At 63.5% G+C, this 4,513-nt stretch carries 1 protein-coding gene; it reads left to right on the top strand.

Features of this window, described 5'->3' with window-relative positions; translation table 11 throughout:
- Positions 1-23: 23 nt before the first annotated feature.
- Positions 24-4,409: a non-ribosomal peptide synthetase gene (locus HR9077_RS17100; protein ID WP_168380983.1), complete on the top strand. Its 4,386-nt coding sequence runs from the start codon at positions 24-26 to the stop codon at positions 4,407-4,409.
- The last annotated feature ends 104 nt before the right edge of the window (positions 4,410-4,513 follow it).

Genomic DNA, 4,513 nt, shown 5'->3' on the forward strand with positions numbered 1-4,513 from the left:
ACTATATGGTGCCGAGTGCCTGCGTGGTGCTCGAGGCCTTGCCCCTGACGCCCAACGGCAAGGTGGATCGCCAGGCGCTGCCGGTGCCTGACATCGCCAGCGGCCCGGGGTACGAGCCGCCCCAGGGCGACGTAGAGGAATCCCTGGCGGCGATCTGGTCGGAGGTGCTGGGCGTGGCGCGGGTCGGTCGCCACGACAACTTCTTCACGTTGGGCGGCGACTCGATTCTCAGCCTGCAGATCGTCGCGCGACTGCACCAGGTCGGCTGGGCGATCACACCCCGCCAGGTGTTCGAGCATCAGCGCGTGGCCGAACTGGCGCGGGTGGCGACGCGTGTCTCGGGTGACGCGGGGCATCAGCGGTATCCGGCCGAGCGCGGCAGGCTGTCGGAGTTCCTGAGTGGCGAGCAGATCGCGGCCCTGGGTCTCGATGAGGCGCGCATCGAGGATGTCTATCCGCTGTCGCCCACCCAGGAAGGAATGCTGTTCCATTCTCAGGAAGCCGAGGAGCCCGGTCTCTATGTCAATCAACTGAGTGTGGACGTCAGCGGCATGGACGCCGACAGGCTGGTGCAGGCCTGGCACGTCATGGTCGAACGTCATGCCGTCCTGAGAACCGGTTTTCTGTGGCAGGCGGGCATGGCGCGCCCGCTACAGCTTGTCTTCACGCGGGGCGCACCGGAGATTGTTCAGTTGGATTGGCGTGCCAAGGGCGATGTGTGCCAGGAGGAACTGGAGGATCGGGCTGAATGTGAGCTCAAGCGCGACATCGACTGGTTGGCACCACCACTGGCGAAGTTGACCCTGATTCGTCTCACTGAGGATCGCTACCATCTACTGTGGACTCGGCACCATATCTTGTCCGATGCCTGGTCCGACTCCCGCCTGATCGGTGAGTGGCTGAGCTGTTATGCGGGGGATGCGTTGCCGAACCCCGGCCCGGAGTATGGAGACTACATCCGTTGGTTGCAGCACCAGGACAGCGCGTCGACCGAGACCTTCTGGACATCGGAGCTGGAGACGTTGGAAGGGCCGACGCTGCTGGCGGAGTCGGAGCGCCAGGATGATAGCGAGCGGCAAGGATTCGCCAAGCTTTATACGCGTCTGGACCGGGAGGAGACCTCGGTGCTGCAGGCTGCTGTCCAACGTGAACGCGTGACACTGAATACCTTGGTACAGGCGGTCTGGGGACTGCTGTTGCAGCGCTATTGTCAGCGGGATCGCGTGGTGTTCGGCGCGACGGTAGCCGGTCGTCCGCCGAGTTTGCCGGGCGTCGAGGAGATAGTGGGCCTGTTCATCAACACGATCCCCGTCGCGGTGACGGCGCGGCCCGAGCAGAGCGTCGGGGATTACCTGCAGAGCGTGCAGGCAAGCAATCTGCGCATACGCGAGCATGAGCATGCCGCCCTGGCGGACATCCAGCGCTGGGCGGGATCGCCCGGTCGTCCTCTGTTCGACAGCATCATCGTCTTCGAGAACTACCCGATCGATAGAACCCTGCGCGATCAGCAACGCCATGGCCTGCGTTTCGGTGACATCCAGGGCGAGGGGTTGACGGGGTATGCAATGGACCTGCAGGTCGTGGTCGGTGATGAACTGGAAATCGAGTACTGCTATAGCCGAAGTGACTTCGCGGATGCATTCGTCCATGAGCTGAGAGGTTGCATGGAGTGGCTGATGCGCCAGATGGCGGCTACACCCGATAGCCGCCTGGGTGAGCTGGAATGGATCCCAACCTCACAGTGGCAAGCATTGCGTGAATTGGGTCAAAGTGGTCGTGACGGTTTCCCTCGCACGCCTGTCCATCGCCGCATTGCAGCACATGCCGTCGAGCGTCCTGATGCCACTGCGCTGCGCATGGGCGATCAGGGACTCAGTTTTGCGGAACTCGATGTCCATGCCAACCATCTGGCGCATTACCTGCGTGAGCAGGGCGTGAGGTCCGACGTCAGGGTTGGGGTGGCGCTGGAACGTTCCCCGCGGATGATCGTCACGCTGTTGGCGGTGCTCAAGGCCGGCGGCGCCTATGTGCCGCTGGATCCTGCCCTGCCACCGGGACGGCTGAGTTTCATGGCCGAGGATAGCGGTATGGCGTTGCTATTGACGCAACGTTCCGTGTTGCCGCGCCTGCCTGCGGTGGGCGATGTGCCTTGCATCGACTGCGATGGTCTCGACCTTTCGTGCTATGGCGATAATGCGCCCGAGGTGACGGAACATGAGCACTCGCTGGCCTATGTGATCTACACCTCGGGCTCCACCGGTACGCCCAAGGGCGTCGGGGTGACGCATGGCCCGCTGGCCATGCATTGCCAGGCCATCAGTGAGCTTTATGGCATGACGCCGGACTCCTGCGAGTTGCACTTCATGTCGTTCTCCTTCGACGGTGCCCATGAGCGCTGGCTGACGGCGCTGTGCATGGGGGCGAGCCTGGCCTTGCGCGACGAGGCGTTGTGGACGGCGGAGCAGTCATATGCGGCTTTGCAGCGTTATCGGGCGGCGAACGTGGCCTTCCCGCCGGCCTATCTGAACCAGATCGCCGACTGGGCCGAAGGGCGTGACGATGTGCCGCCTGTGGAACTGTACGTCTTCGGCGGCGAAGCAATGCCCAAAGCGGCGTACGACAAGGCACGCCATACACTGCGACCCCGCTGGTTCATCAATGGTTATGGGCCCACCGAAACGGTGGTGACACCGTTGCTGTGGAAGACGCCGGCCAATGAGACCTTCGATTGCGCCTATGCCCCCATCGGTCGCCCGGTGGGCGAGAGAGCGGCGTACGTGCTGGACGGCAACCTGCAACCTGTGCCCAGGGGCATGGTGGGTGAGCTGTATATCGGTGGCTATGGACTGGCGCGAGGGTATCTGGGGCGGGCCGGTCTGAGCGCGGAGCGCTTCGTGGCCGATCCTTTCGGTGTGCCGGGGGGGCGTCTGTATCGCACGGGGGACCTGGTGCGCTGGCGGGAAGACGGTAACGTCGAGTACATGGGCCGGGTGGATCATCAGGTGAAGATCCGTGGTTTCCGCATCGAGTTGGGCGAGATCGAGTCTCGAGCCCGTGAAGTGCCGGGCGTGCGTGAGGCCGCCATCGTCACCCAGGAAGCCTCGAGCGGAGATCAACTGGTTGCTTACCTGGTTGCCGACGAGACGGATGATACGCGCGTCGAGCGGCGTGCCCGTCGACATTTCGAAACGTACTTGCCCAGGTACATGGAACCGGCGCATATCATGGTGCTGCCGACCCTGCCACGTATGGTCAATGGCAAGCTGGATCAGGCAGCGCTGCCCGAACCACGTCTGGAGGATTCCCAGGCGTACGTCGCGCCGTCCACGCCGGAGGCTTGCCGGCTCGCCGAGATCTGGCAAGAGGTGCTGGGTGTGGCGCGGGTCGGCGAAACCGACAACTTCTTCGAGCTGGGGGGCGATTCGCTGCTGAGCTTGAAAGTATTGAGTCGTGTGCGGGCTCTGCAAGAGCCCAAGCTCGATTTCAAGCTGCGCGATCTGATGCAGAAGCCGACCATTGCCGGTTTGCTGGGACTGAATATGTCAGCGGATGCCTCGCTGGACGGTGTGGTCATGCTCAATGGCGAGTGTCGGAATCGACCGTCACTGTTCTGCGTGCATGCCGGCATGGGCACCGTCTATGACTACCGACCGCTGGCCCGGCGCCTGCAAGGGATATGTACGGTGTACGGCCTGCCCTGCCGCATGTTGACCGACCCGCAGCATCGCGATACGTCGCTTGCTGCGATGGCCGATGCCTATGCGACAGCCATGCGTCGCCTGCAACCTTCGGGCCCCTATCGGCTGCTGGGGTGGTCTCTCGGCGGAACGTTGGCGGTGATGGTGGCGAAGCGGCTGGAGGAGCAAGGCCAGGAGGTGAGTCTGTTGGTCCTGGTGGATCCCTATGTCCCGGAGGCCGGCCAGCGGAGCGAGGATGACTGGCGGCGCGATTTTGCCGCTTTCGTATCGGTGATACTGCCGGGTGTCTCGCCCGAGACACGGACAGTCGATGACGAAGGGCGAGAGGCGTGCCCGAGCGAAACGGAGCTCGCCGTCATGCTGGAGCAGCGACTGGCGTTGGAGGGGGCACAGGGTCGAGAGGGCTATGCGGCATTGGGTGGCGAGGAACTGGCGCGGATCTTCTGCGTCGCGCGCCACCTGAAGCAGCTCTCCCTGGAGGTCGACGCCTTGCCGGCTCTGCGTTACCCGGCGGATTGTTGGTGGGCCGCGGGGCGCTCACACGAGGAACGCCAAGCGTTGGCGCGTCAACTTGGCCAGACACCTCGTTATACCGTCGAGACCCCGGAAGATCACTTCGCGATCGTTACCGGCGAGACCTTGCTGACACAGGTGATGGAAACACTGAGTGGTGAGCGCCTCACACATGTAGCCGAGAAGGAGCCGGCCTGAGGGCCGGTTTCCGGAAGAGCCTCATCTCTTTCCGGCTGTCCGAATGTGGCGGCCGGGAAGCGATAGGTAGTCTCCAGCCCCTTGAGCACTCATGGAGTGACGCG

Source organism: Modicisalibacter radicis (assembly GCF_900961225.1).
Classification (GTDB): domain Bacteria; phylum Pseudomonadota; class Gammaproteobacteria; order Pseudomonadales; family Halomonadaceae; genus Modicisalibacter.